Here is a 20,176-nt window from a genome sequence, read left to right on the forward strand (position 1 = left end):
ATCCAACTGCGCCTAATCCTTTGGATAAGGCTTCGTATCCTTCTCCCTCACGGGAGAAGGTGGACAAAGCGCTGTCCTACACCTGGCTCAATCCGCTATTATCGCACCCGCTCCGCGCCATGGGCGGGACGGGCTCTTTGATAATCTGGATAGGATCGCGGCGCTGGCGGCTGGGTGCTTGTTTCCAACGGACCGGTTCGGGCGGCGATTTCAAAGGTTACACTCGACAGCTTGTTGGTTTCCTACAAAGGCTGGAATTCTGCGGCCTGGGGGCAAAGGTCGCAGAAAATAAAACAATTTGTTTTGTAAAGTTCACCGCGCGACGCAAAATTGCTGGGCTCGCACGAAGACACGAAGCCACAAAGCGCAATTTCTTAGCGCCTTCGCGGCTTCGTGCGAGTCCCATAAACCCGCTCCCGACAAAAGGGCAGGTGAGAACCGCTCCCTGGCCCCAAGTCAGGCAATCCCCGACGCGCCGTACCGCCTTGTGAGTCTAGTTCCCGGCTTCCCTCGCAACCTCGCGCCAGCCGATATCGCGGCGGCAGAAGCCGCTCTCGAAATCGATCTGGTCAACCGCCGCATAAGCCTTCGCCTGCGCTTCGGTGGCGTTGGCGCCCGATGCGGTGACATTGAGCACGCGCCCGCCACTGGCGACCAAAGCGCCGTCGACTTCCGCCGTACCGGCATGGAATATTTTGGCGCCTTCGCGCTCGGCTCGCGCCAGATTCTGGATCTTGCCGCCTTTTTCCGGTGTGGCAGGATAGCCTTTCGCCGCCATCACCACGGTAAGCGCAGTTTCGGGGGCAAAAGCCGGGGCGCTGGTCTGGGCGAGGTCGCCCTTGGCGGTGGCCATCATCAGCTTGGCGAGATCGCTTTCCAGCCGCATCATCAGCACCTGGCATTCTGGGTCCCCGAAACGGGCGTATATTCGATTAGCTGCGGGCCCGTATCGGTCAGCATCAGCCCCGCGAACAGGACGCCGCTATAGGGCGTGCCCTCGGCGGCCAATGTGGCGACGGTCGGCTGGATGATCTGCTCCATCACCTGATGTTGCAGGGTGGGGGTGAGGACAGGGGCGGGGCTGTATGCGCCCATGCCGCCGGTGTTCGGGCCGACATCGCCTTCGCCGACGCGCTTGTGGTCCTGCGCGCTGCCGAAGGGGACGACATTCTCGCCGTCGGTGATCGCGAAGAAGCTGGCTTCCTCGCCGGTCAGAAATTCCTCGATCACCACTTCCGCGCCGGCTTCACCGAAGCTGCCGTCGAACATGTCGGTGACCGCGGCCTCGGCCTGCTCGCGGGTCTCGGCAATGATCACGCCCTTGCCGGCGGCCAGGCCATCGGCCTTGATCACGACGGGGATGGTGAAATCATTCAGCGCCTTGAGTGCATCGGTGGCGCTGGTGGCGCGGACATAGCCTGCCGTGGGAATATTGGCGCGGGCGCAAAGGTCCTTGGTAAAGCCTTTCGAGCCTTCCAGCTGCGCCGCTGCCTTGTCGGGACCGAAGACGAAAATATCGGCGGTGCGCAGGCTTTCGGCGAGGCCATCGACCAGCGGCGCTTCCGGGCCGACGACGACCAGATCGATGTCATGCTCGCCGCAAAAGAGGATGACTTCGCCATGGTCGCTGATGTCGAGCGTGACCAGATCGGCGTGCTGCGCGATGCCGGGATTGCCGGGTGTCGCGTAAAATTTCCCGAGCATGGGGGATTGCGCCAGCTTCCAGGCCAAGGCATGTTCGCGGCCACCCGAACCGATCAACAGGATATTCATGGACGATTCCCTCTCATTAGACGCGAAGCTCCTAGCCGAGAGCGGGCAGGGTGACAACGCCCCGCCGTTGTCGGTTTCGGAAATTTCCGGAGCGCTCAAGCGAGTGGTCGAGGATCGCTTCGGCTATGTCCGGATCCGCGGCGAGATATCGGGCTTCAAACGCGCCGCGTCCGGCCATGTCTATCTGGCGCTGAAGGACGACAAGGCGGTGATCGACGGGGTGATGTGGAAGGGCAATGCCGGACGGCTGCCGTTCCGGCCCGAGGACGGCATCGAGGTCGTGGTCTCGGGCAAGCTGACCACCTATCCCGGTCGCTCGAAATATCAGGTGGTGATCGACAAGATGGAGCTGGCGGGCGAGGGCGCGTTGATGGCTTTGTTCGAGAAGCTGAAGGCCAAGCTGCTCGCCGAAGGCCTGTTTGATCAGGACCGCAAGAAAGCGATCCCGTTCCTGCCGAAGACCATCGGCGTGGTGACATCGCCGACCGGTTCGGTGATCCGCGATATCCTCCACCGGCTCGCCGACCGCTGCCCCAGCCATGTCATCGTCTGGCCGGTGCTGGTGCAGGGCGAGGGGGCGGCAAAGCAGATATCCCACGCCATTCGCGGCTTTTCCGAGATGCGCCGGATGGTCCGGTCGCCCGGCCCGATCTGGTGATCGTCGCGCGCGGCGGCGGGTCGATCGAGGACCTGTGGAGCTTCAACGAGGAAATCGTGGTCCGGGCGGTCGCGGATTGCACGATCCCGATCATCTCTGCCGTGGGGCACGAGACCGATACGACGCTTTGCGATTTCGCCGCCGACCTGCGCGCGCCGACACCGACGGCTGCCGCGGAAATGGCGGTGCCGGTCCGGGCAGAATGGCTGGCCACACTGGCCGAGGGCAAGGCGCGGATGGCGCGCAGCGTGCAGCGTAGCCTGAGCACCGCGCAGGAACGGCTGGAGGCGCAACGCCGTCTGATGCCGGCCCTGACCGATCTGCTCCGTCCGCACCAGCAGCGGGTCGACGAGACGTCCGAGCGGATGAAATATGGCATGAGCCAGAATATCGCCCACGCGCGCAGCCGTTTTCGGCAAGCGCCGGGGCCTTGCGGCCCTCGATATTGCGGCAGCGGCTGGCCCGTTCGCAGGAGCAATTGAAACGGCTCGATCTGCCGGTCAGTCTGGTTCAGCGCCCGCTTGATGATGCGAAGCGGCGGCTAGACGCCCTTTGGCGGCTGGCCCAGCAGGTCTCGCCCGACGGTCCACTGAAACGCGGCTATGCCCGGGTGTCCGGACCGGACGGCAGCCTGATCGCCAATCGCGCCGCGGCGATAAAGGCCGGCGATCTCGATCTGCATTTCCAGGACGGGACTGTTGGCGCGACGGTGACGGACAAGGCGCCGGCCAAGCCAAAACCCGCTCCGCCATCGGCGAGTCGAGTCAAAAAAGCGCCGGATGACAGGCAGCAGGATTTATTCTAGGGGGATTTGCGGTAGGATCGGCCCGCTGTGGCGATCATGACCGTAAATCGCAGGTAAAGGATCGAGGGAGTATAAGCGTCCTATGTTAATGTCTAATCGCAACAAGATGGCAAAGCTGCACTATATGCCGAACGGCTTCCGGCCGCTTTCGTCCGGGGACCATGTCCTGTGCGCGGTGACCGGTGAAGCGATCCCGCTCGAGGAACTGCGCTACTGGAGCGTGGAAAAGCAGGAGCCTTATGCCACCGCCCAGATTTCGGCGCACGCCCATCTGCCCGAAAGCGAAAAGTGATCGGGCGGTTTAGAACCGCTCTGGCTCTACTGGCCGTCACGACCGTGGCTGCGCCTGTAGCTATCGTCCATGCCGGAACCGGCGACACCGAACAGTCGGCCTTTCGCGACGCGATACAGTTCGGGTTCAGCGGCGAAGCCATGCAGGGCGGGGTGATGATCGGCGATGCGCCTGCCGGCACCCGCAGCCTGTCTTTCGACGGCGAGCCCGTCCCCTTTGACGAGGATGGCAAGTTCATCATCGCCTTCAACCGTGACGCGGGACAGGCGGCCAATATTATCGCGACTCTCGACAGTGGCGAGACCGTCCGCAAATTCATCAACATTGCTCCCCGTAACTGGAAGATCGAGCATGTCAGCATCAATCGCCGCGCCACTACCCGCAGCGCCGCCTTTCTGGCGCGCCGTGGTCCGGAACTGGAGCAGATCAACGCGGCTCGCTCCGTCACCAGCGACAGCCAGGGCTGGCGGCAGAATTTCATCTGGCCTGCTAAGGGCCGCATTTCCGGCCAGTTCGGATCGCAGCGAATCTATAATGGCGATCCCGGCAGCTATCACAGCGGTGTCGATATCGCCGCTCCGACCGGCACCTATTATGTCGCGCCAGCGGACGGCGTCGTGACTCTGGCCGCATCCAGCCCGTTCACGCTGGAGGGCAATTTGCTGATGATCGATCACGGCATGGGGCTGAACAGCGCCTTTCTGCACAGCTCAGAGATACTGGTCGAAGAAGGACAGGTTGTCAGGCGCGGCGAACCGATCGGCAGGATCGGCTCGACCGGCAGCGCGACAGGGCCGCATCTGCACTGGTCGATGAAATGGAACGCCGCCCGGATCGACCCGATCCTGCTGACCGGGCCGATGGACTGATCATTGCCGGCTTCCCGGCGAAGTCAGGCGCGGATCATTCGACTCGCTTCACCCTGATCGAACGCTGCCCGTTGATACTGGCAAGATAGCTGCCCATGGCACCAGTCTTGATCAATATCTTGTCACCGTTCCGTGGTTCGGAATTCAGCCGGATCGTATCGGTCTGCTGCCAGCGGCCGCCTTCTTCCAGCGTCAGCATCCATTTGCCGTAGCCGAATTGCCGGGCGGAAGTGATGGTCGTCTCGAGCTGCTCGATACGCTCTTCCTTGTCCTTCTCGTCCGATCCACCGCCGAACAGCCGGATCTTGGGAAGCGAGAATCCGAAAAGACCGCGGCGCGCTTCCTGGATCTGCTCGCGATCGGCGACGACGACCTGCCGGCTTTCCTGTGCCGCAGCCAGTGTCGAGACCTTCGCGTCATAACAGGCCAGACGGGCTGTAGCGTCGGTCACCTTCTGGCAATCGATAACATCCTGGAAAATGGCCGGTGGTGACGTGTTCTCGTCATCATCCTTGGCCAGCGCCGATGCGGGCAAGACAGCGAGCAAAGCCGCGCTGCATACCAATGCTGTTTTGCCGGTAAAATTGTTCATGATGATCTTCATCCTCTTCTGATGAGCTGCATGGATAGCGATCTATGCCGCATATCGGTGATGAATTAAACAGCGGTGTAAAATTGCACAACGGAATAATCGCCGGAAAAGGGATTTCGGGCTGCCCGTGGAACTGTGGCAAAATAGTTACATTGTCTACAAAATCCGCTCGTGAAGCTGAACGGAAGCTTTACAGCACGGCCATCGATGTTGCATCGCAGCGGCAATTCGGCGGATTAATCATTGCGTTTGGGGCGCATAGATTACCGCCGGTCAACAACCGGGGCAGGCCATGGTGGCCTGTTTCTCCAGAATAAGGGACTGGAATATAATGACAAAATTTACGAAGCTAAAGGCGACCGTAGCACCGATGGTGCTGGGAATCGCTATGGTATCTGTACCTGCCTTCGCGCAGGAAGCAGGCGCTGCTGATGAACAACCCGGCGAACTTATTGTTGTTACCGGTTCGCGCATTGCGTCGGCTACCGTCGAATCTGCTGCTCCGCTGCAGGTCGTCTCGGCTGAATCGATCGACGATGCCGGTGTTACCAACGTTCAGGAGCTTCTCCTTGAAAATCCTGTGTTCGGTACGCCTGGTCTTAGCCGTACCAACTCTGCATTCCTGACTTCAGGTACCGGTGTTGCAACGGTCGATCTTCGTGACCTCGGTTCCGACCGTACGCTGGTTCTGATCAACGGCCGCCGCGTTGTTGCGTCGCTGGCTGGTTCGGCAACCGTCGATCTTAACATCATCCCGACGCAGTTTGTTGAACGTATCGACATTCTGACCGGTGGCGCGTCTTCGCTCTACGGTTCGGACGCTGTCGCAGGTGTTGTCAACTTCGTCTACAAGTCGAACTTTGAAGGCATTGAAGCCAACGCACAATACGGCATCACCGAGCAAGGCGACGACGCCCGCTACCAGATGAACGTAACCGCTGGCACCAACTTCGCTGACGGCGACGGCAACATCATGGTCCACTTCGGCTATTCGAACGAAGAAGGTCTGCTGTCCAAGCAGCGCTCGAACACGCAGATCGATGCTCTCGACTCGATCTACTTCGGCGGTGACTGGGGTACGGATACTGAGCCGTTTTTCTCCAGCTTCCCACCACAGGGTCGTTTCATTACTCCAAGCGCAACCTTCACCTATGCTCCAAACGGCCAGTTGCAGGATTGCTTCACTACCAATGGACCTACCTGTACAGCAACCGTCGGACCAGGCCTTGGCCCCAACGGCTTCAATCGCCAGCAGTTCCGTACGCTCGCCGTGCCTGTTCAGCGTTATCTCTTCGCTGCAGCTGGTGAATATGCGCTCAGCGACGATATCAACTTCTTCTTCGAAGGCACGTTCAACAAAACGTCTTCGTCGCGGATCATTGAACCGTTCCCGCTGGAATCCGGTGGCTCCAACGGCATCTTCCCATCGGATAGTGGCTATAATGTCGAAAACTATCTGCCAGGCACCAGCACCATCGTAGCGAACCCGTTTGTTCCGACAGAAATTCTGAATGCGGCAACGGATAGCAATGGCGACGGTCTGCGCGACATCGGCTTTGTTCGTCGTCTTGCAGAATTCGGTCCACGCTCGGGTCGTACCGAACGTGATTTCTATCGCTTCGTAGTCGGTTTCGACGGTGGCCTGTTTGATGATCGTTTCCGTTGGGACGTCAGCTATAACTACGGCCAGGTTAACGAAAACCAGACCTCTTCCGGTCAGGTCAATGTCGTCAACTTCCGCGACGCGCTTGCGGTCATGACCGACGTCAACGACCTGAATGGCAACGGTTTGACAACCGATGCAATCTGTATCGATGCTGAAGCACGCGCAAACGGTTGTGTCGCTGCGAACATCTTCGGTGCCGGCTCGATCTCGCAAGGTGCTGTTGACTACATCCAAGCACAGGGCACCTACCAGACTGGCCTGAAACAGCAGGTTCTTCAGGGTAACCTTTCCGGTACGCTGCTTGACCTGCCAGCAGGTCCGCTCGGTATCGCTGTCGGCGTTGAATATCGGAAAGAATCTTCTTTCTCCGATAACGATGCTCTGACAAACCAGGGTCTGAATGCCGGTAACGTTCTGCCGGACACCAGCGGTTCGTTCGACGTCAAAGAAGCCTTTGCTGAAATCAAGGTTCCGATCTTGGCTGATACGCCGTTCTTCCAGCTTCTCGAAGTTGGTGGTGCTATCCGTGTCTCCGACTACTCGACGGTTGGTTCGGTTGTGAGCTACAACGGTACAGCTACATGGCAGCCAATTGATGATCTCCGGATCCGTGGTACCTATGCTCGTGCCGTTCGTGCTCCGAACATTGGCGAATTGTTTGCGGGTCTCTCGCAGACTTTCCCATCGGGTCTGATCGATCCTTGCGAAGGTATTGGTGCAACTGGTGGCGGTGCAACCGGCGACAATTGCCGGGCTGATGCTGGCGTTGCAGCCAACATTGCCGCAAATGGTGTGTTCACACTCAACCAGGCCGATATTCAGGGTATCTCGGGCTTCAACGGCGGCAACCCCGACCTGTTCGAAGAAACTGCAGATTCCTGGACCGTTGGTGCGGTCATTGCACCTCGTTCGATCCCTGCACTGGGTAACCTGACGATTACTGCCGACTACTACAACATCGAAATCACCGACGTGATTTCGGGCTTCCCACGGCAGTTCTCGCTTCAGCAGTGCTATGATGAAGGTAACTCCACCTTCTGTGATCTGATCGTTCGTCGTCAGGCAGGCACAGCCGTCAACAGCGTGGGTTCGATCGATCTGATCAACGCCCTGCAGGTTAACGCTGCTGTTCTGAAGACTTCGGGTGTTGACGTTACCGCGTCCTGGAGCACGCCTCTTGGTTTGACCGCTGGCGATCGTCTCTCTCTTCGCGGTGCCTACACGCACGTGATCGAGAATGATTTCTTCTCCTTGCCAACTGCAGATGCTGATCCATCTGCTGGTGAAATCGGTACGGCCAAAGATCGCTTCACCGCGAACGCGACCTACTCGACCGATGACTTCAAGGTTGGATTTACCGGTACGTTCATCGGCAAGTCCTACGAAGACGACCAGTTCGACGGACCAAAAGCTTACTCGGTACCAGCTTACTTCCTGCTGGACATGAACACCTCGTTCTACGTCACCGAGAAGTTCGAGTTCTACTTTGGTGTTGATAACCTCCTCGACAAAGCGGCTCCGAACATTCTGACCGGTACACCGTTCAACGTGACCGGTTCCGATACCGCTGCTGACGTTTATGACGTCTTCGGTCGGCGCTATTACACCGGTGTTCGTCTGCGCTTCTAATCGCAGCCGATCCAAACGGATAAAAAGAAGGCGGGCTTTCGAGCCCGCCTTTTTTATTGCCTGAACAAGAAGTTAAAAGAAAAGCGCCGTGTCAGGGGTCCATCGCCCAGCCGGTGATCGCATAGCGACCGACGGGCGCGAAGGGCGCAACATGGGAAACCGAATGGCGCTGCGGCACAAGAAACATGTTCAGGCTGTTGAACATCGGTCTGAATCCGGCCTCGATGTTGCCGTGCTCATCGAAAAAGTTCAAATAGCCGCCCCATTCCGATTTCCAGTCCGGAATTGTCAGATTGAGGACATAGGCTACGCGCCGCGGGTCCCTGCTGTGCAGATCGTCATGTTCGGTCAGGAAATGGCCAGGCGCGAAGCAGGTTGCCTGAGCTTCCGCCTTTATCACGGACTGCACGCCACTGACCTGACGGACCAGATCGAGAAACGGCTGGTCGTTGAGATGCTCCAATAACCGGTTCAGTGGATGCGCCGGATCCCATTGCTCGAGATAGGCGGTAAGCATGGCATATTGCTCATAGACAAACCCATATTCGCCCTTTCCGACCGCTTCCCCGGCCTTCTGACACAAAGCCAGCTTTTCCGCGTCGGACAGCGCCTGAGTCTCGGCATAACGCATGGCGCGGGGGCCTTCTGCCCCGATCTGCCACGCCAGTCCCCAATTCGTGCGGTTCTGGAGAACTGAACGAAAAAATTCGGCTGTCCCGATATCCAGAGCATCGCGTATCTGGATGCGACCCGCTGCCCTGAACTGGTGGGCCAGCGCCGGCAAATCCAGATCCGGATTCAGCCGAAAGTCTATATTCTGATCAGAATTCATCTTCGGTCTCGATCCTCATTTTCTGGTCAAAGCAAAGGTGCCGACAGCTCGAGAGAAATATTCTGGCTTACGGCCACCGCAGCGGACCATTGCACGACCATGTCGATCTCTTCGCCATTGGAATCGTCCACGTTCGAATGCTGGTCCAGACGTGCCGTGCTATCGAACTTGGAAAAATCCTTGGAATGTTGGGTGAAGGCCGGGCCGGCTAAAAGATTCTCGATCTGGTCCTTGTCGAGCGCCAGTCCGAAAAAGATCGAGAGCCTGGCAATTGTATCGTGCTTGTTGCTCAAAAATTTATCGCTATCGAGGCTTTTGATGCGATCGGCGCCAAACCGTTCGATCATCTTCGCAAAACGCGCATGTTCGGAGAGCCATGCGACCGCTGCAACCTGGATATCGGTCAGACGGAGCAGGTCGGCGGATGTAAAACCACCGATCAGATCGCCATCCTCCAGTATGCCGATGGCATTTTCCCGGGCCCAGATTCTCCCCCACATATTCTTGGCCGCGAGTGACCGCAAATAGGATTTGAGCGGAGCGTGCAGGAACAGGGCCTTTGCCGCCGGTCGCATCTCCAGAATCGACGGCGCCAGGCTATTGACGATATTGGACGGTTTAACGATGACCTTTTCGTCGGTGGAAAAGGGGCGCGACAGAAGGGCGATTGACCGTTCCAGCGCAGCCGAGAGCCTGGCTGGGGCGGCGCCGCGCCGTTTCAGGCCGACCAGATCGTTCAGCACAATCGGTTCCTTCAATCCCATTGAAACGCCTTCGATATCGAGCGCACGAGCCATCATCGTCGAGCAGGCGAAGGCCGAATGGAAGATGAAATTCACCGGCGCCTGCGCGCCCTTATCAAGATCGACATCTTGCGACCTGACCATCGTCCGTCCGGATTGCTCCGGAATATATTCGTCGGTCAGGAAGGTGCAGCGGCGATGCTGTTCGCGCGTCAACTCGACGAACTGGAACGCATCGCTGTTTTCATCATATCGATGGGCGAGAAACGCGGCGTTGCGGGTTATTTCGGTGGTTGAAGTCATAGTCGCTCATAATGCGGGGAAATGGCGGATCGTACAATAGGGGGATCATTCAAATGCGGGTTTGGTCTATCCCAAACGTCGACGAGCAATCTCTGCCAGTTGCCGCCCATGATCTTCGAAACCTCTTCCTGGCTGAAGCCTTCCTCCAGCAAGGCGGTGCGGATCGTCATCATGCGGGACAGATTGTTGAGCTCGGGGATGACAACATGTTCCGGATCATCCTCATATCCCGGAATGCCAAGCTTTCGCATGGCCCGCCACCAGCCGAGATATTCCTTGACGCCCTCTGCATTGTCATTGCCCAATTGGCGCAGATTTTCCTGTCCAGCCATCGGGAAATCGTTGGAGATACCGACCGCGTCAATGCCTCCGATATTTATCACATGCCGGATGTGCGCGATCAGATGATCGACTTCGGGCCGACTGTCGGCCGTCAGCCAGAAACTCATCATGAAAATTCCGATGACGCCACCCTTGTCGGCGATGGCCCTTATTCCCTCGTCAGTTATGCAGCGCGGATGATCGACAATCGCCCGGCATGCTCCGTGGGAGTAGGCTACAGCCGAACGGCTTGCTTGCGCCGCTTGCAATATTGTCGGCACTGAGCCGTGGGAAACGTCCGGCAGAAGACCCACCCGGTTCATTTCGGCTATGCCGGCGCGCCCCAGTTCGGTCAGGCCGCTTTGCTCCCTCTCGATCGCGCCGCCGGCAAATTTATTGTCATTATGATGGGTCAGCTGGAGAACGCGCAGTCCCTTGTCGTGGAAATATGCGATACGGCGAAGGTCTTCACCGATGGTTTCGCAGGACTGGACTTGCAGAAAGGCAGCGCAGCCGGGCTGGTTTCCAATATCGCTGCCGCGTGTGGCGAGGAAGACCTCATCGCTTGCGTCTATGCGGCTGACAGCGGCGTCGAGCGCCTTGTCATTTACACCAAAATTGCGCTGGTACCGCGGTGTCCCGTCCGCATCCCGGACTTCCTCGACTTGCGAGACATCGCAGATCATCGCGGTCAGTCCGGCCTGACGGATTTCGTCCAGATTATCGGGAAGGAAACTCAATCCGTCTATCACCGGAGCAGGTCGAACAGCACCGGTCAGGCTCCGCGCCATCGCGATACCGCCACTGCCCGCCAAAGCGGACAGTGCGGTGCCGCCGACAAAAGATCTCCGCGAAATTGGTTTCGGGTTTTTCATGCCTGCAATATGGAGGCTCAGCCGTTGATTGTCATTCAGTTTCCATCTTCAGCGCGCCGTCGCCTTCGTCGATCTTGACCGTGGATCCATCTGGCACTTCGCCGCGCAGGATCATGTCAGCCAGCGGGTCCTGCAGATATTTCTGGATCGCCCGTTTCAGCGGCCGTGCGCCGTAAACCGGATCATAGCCAACCCGTCCCAGCCAGCGCCTTGCGGCATCGGTGAGGTCGAGTTCGATCTTCCGGTCCTTGAGCAGTTTCTGCACCCGTGAAACCTGGATATCGACGATCGGTGCCATATGCTCTTCGCAAAGCCTGTGAAACAGGATGATCTCGTCCAGACGGTTGAGGAATTCCGGGCGGAAATGCGCGCGGACGACTTCCATCACCTGTGGTTCGACATCCTTGACCGTCTCGCCATCCTTCATGTTCGCCATATATTGGCTGCCGAGGTTGGAGGTCAGGATGATCAGCGTGTTGGAGAAATCCACCACCCGGCCCTGACCGTCGGTCAGACGCCCGTCGTCGAGAACCTGCAGCAGCACGTTGAACACGTCGCCATGGGCCTTTTCGACCTCGTCAAACAGGATCACCTGATAGGGACGCCGGCGCACCGCTTCGGTCAGCACGCCGCCTTCGTCATAGCCGACATAGCCCGGAGGGGCACCGATCAGCCGTGATACGCTGTGCTTCTCCATGAATTCGGACATGTCGATTCGGACCATCGCCTGGTCATCATCGAACAGGAAGCCGGCGAGCGCCTTGGTCAGTTCGGTCTTGCCGACCCCGGTCGGGCCGAGGAACAGGAAGCTGCCCAGCGGACGGTTAGGGTCCTGCAGTCCGGCACGACTGCGGCGAACAGCAGCGGAGACAGCCTCAACCGCATCCTTCTGGCCGATCACCCGCTTGCCGATAATGTCTTCCATCGCCAGCAGCTTCTCGCGTTCGCCCTCGAGCATTTTGTCGACCGGAATACCGGTCCATTTGGAAACGACCGCGGCAATGTCCTCGGAGGTCACTTCCTCGCGCAGCATCGCCCCTTCGGTATCTCCTGCCGCCTCCTCGAGCGCCTTTACCAGATTGGGTATCGTTCCGTAGCTCAGCTCGCCGGCCTTGGCGAGATCGCCAGCCCGTTCGGCCTGCTCCAGTTCGAGCCGGGCATGGTCAAGCTTCTCCTTGAGCTCGGCTTCGGCATTAATCTTGTCTTTCTCGCCCTGCCAGCGCGTCGTCAGCTCGGTGCTTTGCTGCTGAAGTTCCGCCAGTTCCTTCTCGAGCGTTTCGAGACGGCCCTTGGACGCATCGTCGCTTTCCTTGGACAGTGCCTCGCGCTCGATTTTGAGCTGGATGATCCGGCGGTCGAGCGTTTCGATCTCTTCCGGCTTGGATTCGACTTCCATGCGGATGCGCGACGCCGCCTCGTCCATCAGGTCGATCGCCTTGTCAGGCAGGAAACGGTCGGGAATATAGCGGTTGGAGAGAGACGCGGCGCTGACAATCGCGCCGTCGGTGATCCGTACGCCATGGTGCAGCTCATATTTCTCTTTCAAGCCCCGGAGGATCGAAACCGTATCCTCCACGGTCGGTTCGCCGATGAATACGGGCTGGAAGCGACGCTGCAGCGCTGCGTCCTTTTCGACATATTTCTGATATTCGTTAAGCGTGGTCGCGCCGATGCAATGCAGCTCGCCGCGGGCCAGTGCCGGCTTGAGCAGGTTGGAGGCGTCCATCGATCCTTCCGACGCGCCAGCGCCGACCAAAGTGTGCATCTCGTCGATGAACAGGATGATTTCGCCTTCGGCCCCGCGCACTTCGTCGAGCACGCTTTTCAGCCGCTCTTCAAACTCGCCGCGATATTTCGCGCCGGCTATCAGCGACCCCATGTCGAGCGCCATCAGACGGCGGTCTTTCAGGCTGTCCGGCACATCGCCATTGGCAATGCGCAGCGCCATGCCCTCGGCGATGGCGGTCTTGCCGACGCCGGGTTCGCCGATCAGGACGGGATTATTCTTGGTGCGACGCGCCAATATCTGGATCGTGCGACGGATTTCCTCGTCGCGGCCAATGACCGGGTCGAGCTTGCCGTCGCGCGCAGCCTGGGTCAGGTCGCGGGTATATTTTTCCATCGCTTCATAGGTGTCCTCGGCGGAAGCGGTATTGGCCGCACGGCCGCCCCGCAAATCATTGATCGCCTTGTTCAGCGCTTCGGCGGTGACGCCCGAGGATTGCAGCGCCTTGCCCGCCGCGGTGTCCTTGGAGAGCAGCAGCGCGAGCAGCAGCCGTTCGACGGTGACATAGCTGTCACCGGCCTTTTCGGCAATCTGTTCGGCCTGGTCCAGCACCCGGACGGCATCATTGTTGAGGCCCGGCGTCTGCTGCGCGCCGCTGCCCGAGACAGCGGGAATCTTGGCGAGCGCCGCATCAATTTCCTGATGCGCTTTTTGGCATCGCCGCCCGCCTTGGTAATCAGTCCCGCAGCCATGCCTTGGTCGTCTTCGAGCAGTGCCTTCGCCAAATGCGCGGCGGTGATCTGCTGGTGGTTCATCCGGATTGCGACGGTCTGGGCAGATTGCAAAAAGCCTTTGGCGCGGTCGGTGAATTTCTCAAGGTTCATCGGTTCATCCTGTTTAGTCTCGGTGTCTTGTGATAAATATGGTGTTGCAGTCGTGCAACACAACCATATTCAAAACTTTTTCCTTGAAACTTATATGGTAAGCGCGTTCGAGTGTAAAAGAGCACATGGTTTATGGTGCCGGCGGAGAGGATAAAATACGTGAAAACACTTAAGCGTCTGGGCATCGGGCTGCTCGCGATCATTGTGCTGCTGGCTATTGGCCTTGCTGTCTGGGAGCCGATCAGCGTTGCGGAATCCGCGCCGCCGCCGGAAGGCGCCTATGAAGCCCGCATTGTCCGCGATGAATTCGGCGTGCCGCATATTTTCGGCAAGACCGATGCCGATGTCGCTTATGGCGTGGCCTATGCCCATAGCGAGGATGATTTTTCCACGCTGCAGGAAGTGACCGCGATGACGCGCGGCCGGATGGCGACGCTCAACGGATCCGAAAGCGCGCCGATCGACTATATCGCGGCGCTCCTCGATGTGCGCGGGACGGTGAACCGCAAATATGACGATCTTCCGGCCGATGTCCGCGCGGTGCTCGACGGCTACGCGTCCGGACTCAACGCTTATGCGGCGGAGCATCCGGAAGAGGTGAAGCTGGCGAAATTATTTCCCGTCAACGGGCAGGATATTGCGGCCGGATTCGTGCTGCGTTCGCCATTTTTCTTTGGCCTCAACAATCCGATCGAAGCGCTGGTCCAGAACAAGCCGCTGCCGCGCGAGGGCGGTCCGCGTCTCTCCGATGAACCGGTCAAAACATCAATCCATCCCCTCAGCCCCGACAAGCTGATCGAGGAGGACTCCGCAACACCGGTCGGCCCCGACCCCGACGAGAATGGCTCCAATGCCTATGCGCTTGCGCCGGAACTCTCGCCCGAAGGCAAGACCCGCCTGATTTCCAATTCGCACCAGCCCCTGCGCGGCAATGTCGCCTGGTACGAACTGGTCGTGCACAGCAAAGAAGGCTGGGATTTTGCCGGTGCCAACTTCCCCGGCTCGCCGTTCCCGTTTCTCGGGCACAACAAATATCTCGGCTGGACCAATACGGTCAACCGCCCCGATCTGGTCGATGTCTACAAGCTGACTCTGAACGACAAGAAAGACGCCTATCGCTTTGACGGCGAATGGAAGCCGCTTGAAAAGAAACGTGTCTGGCTGAAGATCAAATATGGCCCGTTCGTCATTCCCTATCCGCAAGTCGCCTATCGCTCGATCCACGGGCCGGTGATCATGAATGACAGCGGCGCCTATGCGCTGCGCTACGCCGGTATCGACGAGCTCGACATGCTGACCCAATATTACCGGATCAACAAGGCGCGCAATTTCGACGAATGGCAGGCGGCGATGGCGGGGCAGGGCGTCCCGGCGACCAATTTCATCTATGCCGATGCGCAGGGCAATATCGGGATGTACTATAACGCGATGTTCCCCGACCGGCCCGAGGGCTATGACTGGCGCGGGATATTGCCCGGCGACAGTTCCAAAGCCCTGTGGCAGAAAACCCTGCCGTTCACTCGCGTACCCGCACTGGTCAATCCGGCTTCGGGTTACGTCATGAACGCCAACAACACGCCCTATATCGCGGCGGGGCCAGGGGACGAGCTCAAACCCGACAATTTCTCGCCGCTGCTTGGTGTTGAAAATGACCAGACCAACCGTTCGCGCCGGTCGATTGCCTTGCTGGAGCAGGCCAATGCCGACGGCAAGATCACCGACGCCGAACTATGGGCCATCAAATATGACACCGGCTACGAGAAAGCGGGCTATGCCAAGGACTGGCTCGACCGGATCGCCGCACTCGATCTGAAAGGCAGCGCGAAACTGCTCAAGGCCCAGCAATTGCTCGGCCAGTGGGACTGGAATCTCGACGGCAAGGGGCCGGCGGATGCACTGGCGCTGATGGTGCTGCGCCCCGCCAACAAGTCGCATTATAACCGCGGCGAGATGCCCGATCCGCGCGAAATATTGCAGGAAACCGTCGACCATCTGACAAAATATTTCGGCAGGATCGATCCACCGATGTTGGATGTACTGCGCATGCGACAGGGCAATGTCGATCTGCCGGTCGACGGCGGCAACGACACGATCCGCGCCTCGACCCTGTGGGATGTCGAAGAGGACGGGCGCCTGTCCGTGCGCCATGGCGACAGCTTCATCATGTTCATGGAATGGACGAAGGACGGCAAGGTCCACTCGCGCTCGATCCAGCCCTTCGGCGCCGCAACCACCCGTCCGGACTCGCCGCATTATACCGACCAGATGCAGCTGTTTGTCGACAAGAAGCTGAAGCCGGTGTGGTTTGATCCCAAGGCTCTGGAGAAGCACAAGACGAGCGAATTTAGGATAAAATCCAATTGAGGGGTTTATTGATAGCACGAGGCTTTGCAAACTCGGCCAATTTTGAGAAATATCTTGCAATTATTTGATTTATTGCAAGTATTAATTCCATCTTTAGGGGATGCAAATTGTCAAAAAATGCTTTAACATTTGCTTCGGGGCTTGGACTAATTGCGTTAGGAGTCGTTGATGCTGCCGTAAATCCATTCGCCTTCGCTACCGCACCGCAATTTTGGTTCGCTGGTGGGGCTATGGTTGCCACGAGTCTGGGTCTGAGGGAAGATGGAAAGAATGATGATAAGTAGTTCTGGAACGTTAGCCAAGGCCATTTTTTTGGTTCGCTATTGATATCTGGCGCGATATTATTTTCTGCAGTGGCAGCGTTTAAGGTCGACTGGTTCGGACCGGCTATGGTATTTTTAGTTGCGACTGTGTTGGGTTGGGATCGATTTATGAACGGCTCTCATCAGGTTGACCAATCTGCTGATGTTTTTGAAGGTGATGACATTGATTATTCGGAAGGCAAAGTAGTCGTCGAGTCAGCCGCTATTTTAAAACGATCTTCAGTTGGAGAAGGTGTGGTTTACGGTAAGATTCGTCCTCAACAGCAGGTCGATCTAGATTAGAAACTCTTAAGGCACCAACACCGTATCCACCGCCTCATCCGACAATTCCGGATAGTCGGTAATATAATGCAGTCCCCGGCTTTCCTTCCTCGCCAGCGCTGACTTCACGATCAGATCCGCCACCTCGATCAGATTGCGCAGCTCGATCAAATCCTGTGTGACACGGAAATTGCCGTAATATTCTTCGACTTCGCCGCGCAGCAGATTGATGCGATTCTGGGCGCGTTCGAGGCGTTTGGTGGTGCGGACGATGCCGACATAATTCCACATGAAGCGGCGGATTTCGGTCCAGGTCTGCTTGATCACGACTTCCTCGTCGCTGTCGGTGACGCGGCTTTCGTCCCATGGCCGGATTGGTGGCGGGGCAGGGAGGTCATCCCAATGTTCGGCGATATCGCGTGCCGCAGCGTCGCCGAAGACGAAACATTCGAGCAGGCTGTTGGAGGCCAGACGGTTGGCGCCGTGCAGGCCGCTTTCGCTGGCTTCACCCGCTGCATAAAGGCCGGGCAAGTCGGTGCGGCCGGCCAGATCAATCAATATCCCGCCGCAGGTATAATGTTGGGCCGGCACCACCGGAATCGGACCGGTTGTCATATCGATGCCCAAGCCGATCAGCTTTTCATAGATATTCGGGAAATGGCCCTTCACAAATTCCGGATCGCGGTGCGAGATATCGAGATGGACATAGTCCAGTCCGAGCCGCTTGATCTCGTGGTCATTGGCGCGGGCGACAATATCGCGCGGGGCCAGTTCCATCCGTTCCGGATCGAAGCGCTGCATGAAGCGGTCACCGGCTTCGTCGCCCGCGTCGTCCGGCAGTTTGAGATGCCCGCCTTCGCCGCGCACGGCCTCGGTGATCAGGAAATTCTTGACCTCGAGATTATAGAGGCAGGTCGGATGGAACTGCATCATTTCCATATTGGAAACCCGCGCACCCGCACGCCAGGCCATGGCGATGCCGTCGCCGGTCGCGCCGCGCGGTGCGGTGGAGAAGAGATAGGTCCGTCCGGCCCCGCCGCTCGCCATGATTGTCGCGCGCGAGGTCAGCGTCTCGACATGGCCGGTTTCGTTGTTCAGCGCATAGACGCCCCAGACATTTTTGGCGCCGGTCGGGGTTTCCGCATGGCGGTCGACGATCAGGTCAATCGCCACCATATGCGGGCGTAGCGTGATATTCGGGTGGGCCGCAGCGGTATTCTGCAAGGCTTCCTGCACCGCCCAGCCGGTTGCATCGTCGACATGGACGATGCGCCGGTGGCTGTGCCCGCCTTCGCGGGTCAGGTGGAGGACTTCCGCCTCCTTGTTGAAGGGGACGCCCATGTCTTCCAGTCGCTCAATCGCGGCTGGTGCATTTTCGACGACAAATTCGACGGTCTCTCGGCGGTTCAGCCCGGCACCGGCAACCATCGTATCGTTGATATGATTTTCAAACGTATCGCCCGCGTCGAGCACGGCGGCAATCCCGCCCTGCGCCCAGGCAGTCGAGCCGCCGGTCAGTTCACCCTTGGCCAGCACAAGGACCTTGTGGGTACGGGCCAGCGTGATGGCTGCGCTCAGTCCGGCCGCACCGGATCCGACTATGATAACGTCATGATTCAATTTAAAATTCCGTTCGTCCCGAGCCTGTCGAAGGACCGCTCTCCGCTAAACGCCGTGGTTCGACTGGTTCACCATTGGCGGCCCCCGGCGCGTACATCATTCTCACGCCGCTTTGGCGCGGGTCAGGTTGAGAAACACATCCTCGAGATCCGCTTCTCTGGTGGTAACCTCGACGATGGCAAAGCCGCGTTCCTGGACCGCCGCCATCACCCCGCCGGCGTTGGTGCGGTCCTTGTTATAGGTCACCGCCACCGTGCGCGGACCGATAATCTCCGCCTTCTCGAACAGCTCGTTGGCGAAGGAAACCGCGTCCTGCGCCTCGCTGATGTCGCGGTCCAGCGTCAGCTCGACCAGCTTTTCGCGCGCCATGTCGACCAGTTCCGGCGTCGGCTTGTTGGCGATCAGCTTGCCGTGATTGATAATCGCGATGCGGTCGCAGAGATTCTCCGCTTCTTCGAGATAATGGGTCGTCAGTACGATGGTCACGCCGGCCTTGTTGAGTTCGACGACATATTCCCACAATTGTTGGCGCAGGTCGATATCGACGCCCGCGGTCGGCTCGTCGAGCACCAGAATCGGCGGCGAATGGACCATGGCCTTGGCCACCAGCAGCCGCCGCTTCATCCCGCCCGACAGCGTTCGGGCATAAGCATCGGCCTTGTCTTCCAGATGGACGGCGCGCAGCAATTCCATGGTCCGGCGTTTCGCTTTCGGTACACCATAGAGGCCGGCCTGCACTTCCAGTGCTTCGGAAGGTGTGAAGAAGGGATCGAAGATGATTCCTGCGGAACGATGCCGATCGACGCTTTCGCATTGCGCGGGCTGTCGTCGATATCGAAGCCCCAGATGCTGGCATTGCCACCGGTCTTGCGGACCATCCCGGAAAGAATGTTGATCAGTGTCGATTTGCCGGCGCCATTGGGGCCGAGAAGCCCGAAGATTGAACCGCGCGGGACGTCGAAACTGACATCGTCGAGCGCCTGCTTGCCGCCGGCGTAGGTTTTGGAAAGATTCTGTATCGAAATCGCTGCATCATTCATTGGGGCGGCATACCCATATTAATTCTCATAATCAAAGCCTTTGGCAGGATGTGGTGTCGTGGGGAATTGCGCCCATCCGCGGCGAGGCAGGTCGCGAACGATAGCCATCATTCGCCCGGCGGCAGTCCGGTGGCAATAGGTTGATCCGGTGTTAACCATCTTGCTGCCCCATTTGCTTCATGCCTGCCGACTAGGTTGTGTACTCATAAAGGGGATTCCCATAGCGCCATAGATATGATTCACTGTCTTTAGAGGAGGTGTATCATGGCACGATTTGATTTGAGTGATGCGGAGTGGTCGATTATCGTTCCGCTATTGCCCAACAAGCCGCGCGGCGTAGCGCGGGTGGATGACCGGCGGGTACTAAACGGTATTTTTTACATTTTGCGCACGGGCTCGCCCTGGCGGGACCTTCCGGCACGCTATGGCCCGTACACGACGGTCTACAATCGCTTCAACCGATGGGCGAAGGCTGGTGTTTGGATTAATATTTTCAATGCCTTGGCAGCAGGTTCGCCAGAATCCATGGCATTTATCGACAGTTCCATCATTCGCGCTCACCAGCATTCCAGCGGTGGTAAAAGGGGGCCCGGATCACGC

Annotated in this window: 13 protein-coding genes and 4 pseudogenes; 9 read left to right on the forward strand and 8 right to left on the reverse strand. The window is 58.5% G+C overall.

What is annotated here, in order from left to right:
- Window positions 1-493 precede the first annotated feature (493 nt).
- Window positions 494-1,773: pseudogene (gene purD / locus C8024_RS05780) on the reverse strand (phosphoribosylamine--glycine ligase).
- Between purD and xseA the strand changes: the two are divergent.
- The 3 genes and pseudogenes from xseA to C8024_RS05795 all read left to right on the forward strand — a co-directional run bounded on the left by xseA (window position 1,772) and on the right by C8024_RS05795 (window position 4,397).
- Window positions 1,772-3,236 (forward strand): annotated as a pseudogene (xseA, locus tag C8024_RS05785) (exodeoxyribonuclease VII large subunit). The pseudogenes purD and xseA sit on opposite strands and share 2 nt — an antisense overlap.
- Before the next feature lie 82 nt (window positions 3,237-3,318).
- Window positions 3,319-3,528 (forward strand): DUF2093 domain-containing protein, encoded by a 210-nt coding sequence (locus tag C8024_RS05790; RefSeq protein WP_173203417.1) that lies wholly within the window; start codon window positions 3,319-3,321, stop codon window positions 3,526-3,528.
- Window positions 3,525-4,397: a M23 family metallopeptidase gene (locus C8024_RS05795; protein WP_367947179.1), complete on the forward strand. Its 873-nt coding sequence runs from the start codon at window positions 3,525-3,527 to the stop codon at window positions 4,395-4,397. The genes C8024_RS05790 and C8024_RS05795 overlap by 4 nt, the downstream gene beginning before the upstream one ends.
- Window positions 4,398-4,431: 34 nt before the next feature.
- Here C8024_RS05795 and C8024_RS05800 read toward each other — a convergent pair whose 3' ends face one another.
- Window positions 4,432-4,989: a hypothetical protein gene (locus C8024_RS05800; RefSeq protein WP_123906305.1), complete on the reverse strand. Its 558-nt coding sequence runs from the start codon at window positions 4,987-4,989 to the stop codon at window positions 4,432-4,434.
- A gap of 44 nt (window positions 4,990-5,033) precedes the next feature.
- Here C8024_RS05800 and C8024_RS05805 point away from each other — a divergent pair, with 44 nt between their 5' ends.
- The gene (locus C8024_RS05805) at window positions 5,034-5,306 is read left to right on the forward strand and encodes a hypothetical protein (protein WP_123906306.1); all 273 of its coding nucleotides are present in this window, start codon (window positions 5,034-5,036) and stop codon (window positions 5,304-5,306) included.
- 14 nt (window positions 5,307-5,320) lie between these two features.
- Window positions 5,321-8,284 carry a TonB-dependent receptor gene (locus C8024_RS05810; protein ID WP_100094110.1) on the forward strand — a complete coding sequence of 988 codons (2,964 nt, stop codon included), beginning with the start codon at window positions 5,321-5,323 and terminating at the stop codon, window positions 8,282-8,284.
- 91 nt (window positions 8,285-8,375) lie between these two features.
- Here the strand turns inward: C8024_RS05810 and C8024_RS05815 are convergent, their stop codons facing one another.
- From C8024_RS05815 to clpB, 4 genes and pseudogenes are all read right to left on the reverse strand, one after another.
- Entirely contained in the window at window positions 8,376-9,116 is a 741-nt protein-coding gene (locus C8024_RS05815; protein ID WP_173203419.1) for a 2OG-Fe(II) oxygenase family protein, read from the reverse strand.
- Between the two features lie 26 nt (window positions 9,117-9,142).
- The gene (locus C8024_RS05820) at window positions 9,143-10,162 is read right to left on the reverse strand and encodes a hypothetical protein (protein WP_173203421.1); all 1,020 of its coding nucleotides are present in this window, start codon (window positions 10,160-10,162) and stop codon (window positions 9,143-9,145) included.
- The gene (locus tag C8024_RS05825; RefSeq protein ID WP_173203423.1) at window positions 10,159-11,358 is read right to left on the reverse strand and encodes a membrane dipeptidase; all 1,200 of its coding nucleotides are present in this window, start codon (window positions 11,356-11,358) and stop codon (window positions 10,159-10,161) included. Before C8024_RS05825 ends, C8024_RS05820 begins: the two co-directional genes overlap by 4 nt.
- 31 nt (window positions 11,359-11,389) lie before the next feature.
- A pseudogene (clpB, locus tag C8024_RS05830) lies at window positions 11,390-13,929 on the reverse strand (ATP-dependent chaperone ClpB).
- On the opposite strand from clpB, the gene C8024_RS22500 reads away from it, so the two are divergent.
- The 3 genes from C8024_RS22500 (at window position 13,870) to C8024_RS05840 (ending at window position 16,937) form a co-directional block, all read left to right on the forward strand.
- Complete coding sequence (locus tag C8024_RS22500; protein WP_302051594.1) at window positions 13,870-14,001, forward strand: hypothetical protein; 132 nt, start codon at window positions 13,870-13,872, stop codon at window positions 13,999-14,001. The pseudogene clpB and the gene C8024_RS22500 overlap by 60 nt on opposite strands.
- A gap of 126 nt (window positions 14,002-14,127) precedes the next feature.
- A complete protein-coding gene (locus C8024_RS05835; protein ID WP_367947180.1) occupies window positions 14,128-16,332 on the forward strand; it encodes a penicillin acylase family protein in 2,205 nt (734 codons plus the stop codon).
- Window positions 16,333-16,721: 389 nt separating this feature from the next.
- Window positions 16,722-16,937 carry a hypothetical protein gene (locus tag C8024_RS05840; RefSeq protein ID WP_217272021.1) on the forward strand — a complete coding sequence of 72 codons (216 nt, stop codon included), beginning with the start codon at window positions 16,722-16,724 and terminating at the stop codon, window positions 16,935-16,937.
- Between the two features lie 6 nt (window positions 16,938-16,943).
- Here C8024_RS05840 and nadB read toward each other — a convergent pair whose 3' ends face one another.
- Together nadB and C8024_RS05850 are read right to left on the reverse strand one after the other, a co-directional pair.
- The gene (gene nadB / locus C8024_RS05845; protein WP_173203429.1) at window positions 16,944-18,536 is read right to left on the reverse strand and encodes an L-aspartate oxidase; all 1,593 of its coding nucleotides are present in this window, start codon (window positions 18,534-18,536) and stop codon (window positions 16,944-16,946) included.
- 102 nt (window positions 18,537-18,638) lie between these two features.
- A pseudogene (locus C8024_RS05850) lies at window positions 18,639-19,576 on the reverse strand (ABC transporter ATP-binding protein).
- A gap of 264 nt (window positions 19,577-19,840) precedes the next feature.
- Between C8024_RS05850 and C8024_RS05855 the strand changes: the two are divergent.
- Window positions 19,841-20,176 (forward strand): IS5 family transposase (locus C8024_RS05855; RefSeq protein ID WP_173203431.1); only part of this gene is annotated, 336 nt, incomplete at its 3' end.

The sequence above is a fragment of the Sphingopyxis sp. BSNA05 genome, assembly GCF_013265645.1.
Lineage (GTDB): Bacteria > Pseudomonadota > Alphaproteobacteria > Sphingomonadales > Sphingomonadaceae > Parasphingorhabdus.

Coding starts and splice junctions, on each gene's coding strand:
- C8024_RS05815 (WP_173203419.1), bottom strand. CDS start 9,116: ATGAATTCTGATCAGAATATAGACTTTCGGCTGAATCCGGATCTGGAT.
- C8024_RS05790 (WP_173203417.1), top strand. CDS start 3,319: ATGTTAATGTCTAATCGCAACAAGATGGCAAAGCTGCACTATATGCCG.
- C8024_RS22500 (WP_302051594.1), top strand. CDS start 13,870: ATGCGCGGCGGTGATCTGCTGGTGGTTCATCCGGATTGCGACGGTCTG.
- C8024_RS05820 (WP_173203421.1), bottom strand. CDS start 10,162: ATGACTTCAACCACCGAAATAACCCGCAACGCCGCGTTTCTCGCCCAT.
- C8024_RS05840 (WP_217272021.1), top strand. CDS start 16,722: ATGGTATTTTTAGTTGCGACTGTGTTGGGTTGGGATCGATTTATGAAC.
- C8024_RS05810 (WP_100094110.1), top strand. CDS start 5,321: ATGACAAAATTTACGAAGCTAAAGGCGACCGTAGCACCGATGGTGCTG.
- C8024_RS05800 (WP_123906305.1), bottom strand. CDS start 4,989: ATGAACAATTTTACCGGCAAAACAGCATTGGTATGCAGCGCGGCTTTG.
- C8024_RS05805 (WP_123906306.1), top strand. CDS start 5,034: ATGCCGCATATCGGTGATGAATTAAACAGCGGTGTAAAATTGCACAAC.
- C8024_RS05825 (WP_173203423.1), bottom strand. CDS start 11,358: ATGAAAAACCCGAAACCAATTTCGCGGAGATCTTTTGTCGGCGGCACC.